This window comes from Streptomyces sp. S6 (assembly GCF_054880855.1).
Genome location: NZ_JBTYMC010000507.1, coordinates 1 through 2,980 on the forward strand (window position 1 = coordinate 1; position 2,980 = coordinate 2,980).

A 2,980-nucleotide genomic window follows, 5' to 3' on the forward strand; every position below is an offset into this window, starting at 1 on the left:
AAGGCTGGGGCGGGGGGCGGTGGGGGGTGGGGGGTGAGGGGGGCTGCGTTGAGGGGTTTGGGTTTTTGTGGGCGTTGGCTGGAGGGTTGGCGGGCGCGTGACATTTGCTCTCTCGCCTGCGGGGCGCCTATGTCGGTGTCGAGGACACGAACGTGCTCAGCCCTTCGGGCCTCCGCGCGATCGTGTCCTCGACACCGACGCGCCCCTTCGGCTCCTTCGCGGCCGGTGGCCGGAGCGGGTGGCTGAGTGGGTGGGCACTCAACCGGCGTTTGTGGAGGTTTGTAAGCCGTGTTGGAAGAAGGGGTTGGCTTGGGGCCGTTGCGGAAGGTTGCTCGGGTTGTGCTGTTGGATCCGGTGGATCGGATCTTGTTGCTGCATGGGCATGAGCCGGGGGATGTGGGGGACGACTGGTGGTTCACGCCGGGTGGGGGTGTGGAGGAGGGGGAGACTCGGGAGGAGGCCGCGTTGAGGGAGCTTGTCGAGGAGACCGGGATCACTGATGTGCGGCTCGGGCCTGTGGTGTGGCGGAGGGTCTGTTCTTTTCCGTTCGCCGGGCGGCGGTGGGACCAGGACGAGTGGTATTACCTGGCGCGTACGACGACTACGGAGGTCCGGGCCACCGGCCTCACCGAGCTGGAGCGCCGCAGCGTCTCCGGTGCGCGTTGGTGGACCTGTCAGGAACTGGGCCGGGCGCATGAGACGGTGTATCCGACCAGACTCGCCGAGCTGCTGCGCCGGCTGCTCGACGAAGGGCCCCCGGCCGGCCCGGTGAACCTTGACACGGAAATCGTCTAGGGGCGCGCGGGACTGGCGCACAATGGTGGGACCGCACGGCTGAAGGGGAACATGCCATGAGCGCCGAGGACCTCGAAAAGTACGAGACCGAGATGGAGCTGAAGCTCTATCGGGAGTACCGCGACGTCGTCGGTCTGTTCAAGTACGTGATCGAGACCGAGCGGCGGTTCTATCTCACCAACGACTACGAGATGCAGGTGCACTCGGTTCAGGGTGAGGTGTTCTTCGAGGTGTCCATGGCGGATGCCTGGGTGTGGGACATGTACCGGCCAGCTCGGTTCGTGAAACAGGTTCGGGTGTTGACGTTCAAGGACGTGAACATCGAGGAGTTGAACAAGAGCGATCTGGAGCTGCCGGGGAACTGACCGCGTCACTCGGCCGGGTGACGGGGTTCTCCACAGGCCGCGGGTTGTCCACAGGGCGATCTCCGGGTGGGCGTGATGCGTGATCGTCGGTGCCGGAGGTGGTGCCGACATGAACGCGGATCTGGCACGCAAGGCAATCGGAGAGTACGGCGAGGAGCTGGCCGCCCGGCGGCTGGCCGAGGCCGGGATGACGGTCCTGGAGCGCAACTGGCGCTCCGGCCGGGCCGGTGAGATCGACATCGTGGCGCGGGACGGGGACGTCCTCGTCGTCTGCGAGGTGAAGACACGGCGGGACGGGCCCTTCCAGCACCCCCTGGCCGCCGTGACCCCCCGGAAGGCGGCCCGTCTGCGCGGGCTCGCCGAACACTGGCTCCACACCCACGGCGGCGCCCCGCCCGGCGGCGTCCGCATCGACGTCGTGGCCGTCCTCCTGCCCCGCCGGGGCGCCGCCGTCGTCGAGCACGTGCGGGGGGTGGCCTGAGATGGGGTTCGCACGTACGTGTTCCGTGGCCCTCGTCGGCGTCGAGGGGGTCGTCGTCGAGGTCCAGGCGGATCTGGAGCCGGGGGTGGCGGCGTTCACGTTGGTGGGGTTGCCGGACAAGAGCCTGACGGAGAGCAAGGACCGGGTGCGGGCGGCGGTCGTCAACTCGGGCGACGAGTGGCCGCAGAAGAAGCTCACGGTCGGGCTCAGTCCGGCGTCGGTGCCCAAGGCGGGCTCCGGCTTCGACCTCGCGATCGCCTGCGCGGTGCTCGGCGCGGCGGAGCGGATCGACCCGAGGGTGCTGGCCGACGTCGTGATGATCGGCGAGCTGGGCCTGGACGGGCGGGTGCGCCCGGTGCGGGGCATCCTGCCCGCTGTGCTGGCCGCCGCGGAGGCGGGGTACCAGCAGGTCGTCGTCCCGGAGTGCGCGGCGGCGGAGGCGTCGCTGGTCCCCGGGGTCTCCGTGCTCGGGGTACGCAGCCTGCGCCAGCTGGTCGCGGTCCTCGCCGACGAGCCGGTGCCCGAGGAGGAGCCGGACGAGGCGGGGCGCCCCGATCCGCTGCTGGCGGGCCTGCGGATGCCCGGGACGGGCGCGGCCACCGGCATGCACAGCCTGGGCGCCGCCCAGCAGGACCAGGGGCACGACCTCGCCGACGTCGTGGGCCAGCTCTCGGCGCGGACGGCGGTGGAGGTCTCGGCGGCGGGCGGGCACCACCTTTTCCTTGAGGGCCCGCCCGGAGCAGGCAAGACGATGCTGGCGGAACGACTGCCCGCCGTGCTGCCTCCGCTCGGGCGGGAGGAGTCCCTGGAGGTGACGGCCGTCCACTCGGTGGCCGGTCTGCTGCCACCGGGCAAGCCGCTCGTCGACGTGGCCCCGTACTGCGCGCCGCACCACTCGGCCACCATGCAGGCGCTCGTCGGCGGTGGCCCCGGCATCGCCCGGCCCGGCGCGGTGTCGCTGGCGCACAGGGGTGTGCTGTTCCTGGACGAGGCCCCGGAGTTCAACAGCACCGTGCTCGACGCCCTCCGTCAGCCGCTGGAGGCGGGGCACGTCGTGATCGCCCGCAGCGCGGGTGTCGTGCGGTTCCCGGCGCGGTTCCTGATGGTCCTCGCGGCGAACCCGTGCCCCTGTGGGCGGTTCTCGCAGCGGGACACCCTGTGCGAGTGCCCGCCCTCGGTGATCCGCCGCTACCAGGCCCGGCTCTCCGGTCCCCTCCTCGACCGGGTGGACCTGAGGGTCGAGGTGGACCCCGTGAGCCGCGCCGAGCTGACGCACCGAGGCCCCGGCGGGGAGTCCACCGCGACGGTCGCCGCCCGGGTGCTGGCCGCCCGGGAGCGC

General features: G+C 71.3%; 4 protein-coding genes. All 4 read left to right on the forward strand.

The window, feature by feature from the left end:
• Window positions 1–288 precede the first annotated feature (288 nt).
• The gene (locus ACVNF4_RS34430; protein ID WP_461806797.1) at window positions 289–795 is read left to right on the forward strand and encodes an NUDIX hydrolase; all 507 of its coding nucleotides are present in this window, start codon (window positions 289–291) and stop codon (window positions 793–795) included.
• 56 nt (window positions 796–851) lie between these two features.
• The gene (locus ACVNF4_RS34435; RefSeq protein ID WP_010353840.1) at window positions 852–1,160 is read left to right on the forward strand and encodes a DUF2469 domain-containing protein; all 309 of its coding nucleotides are present in this window, start codon (window positions 852–854) and stop codon (window positions 1,158–1,160) included.
• 79 nt (window positions 1,161–1,239) lie between these two features.
• Window positions 1,240–1,641 carry a YraN family protein gene (locus ACVNF4_RS34440; protein WP_461806798.1) on the forward strand — a complete coding sequence of 134 codons (402 nt, stop codon included), beginning with the start codon at window positions 1,240–1,242 and terminating at the stop codon, window positions 1,639–1,641.
• A 1-nt stretch (window position 1,642) separates the two neighbouring features.
• Window positions 1,643–2,980, forward strand: a 1,338-nt coding sequence (locus ACVNF4_RS34445) for a YifB family Mg chelatase-like AAA ATPase (protein WP_461806799.1), incomplete at its 3' end; no start/stop codon positions are given.

Excerpts from the sequence above, each read along its gene's own strand:
- ACVNF4_RS34435 (WP_010353840.1), top strand. The coding sequence starts at position 852 with ATGAGCGCCGAGGACCTCGAAAAGTACGAGACCGAGATGGAGCTGAAG.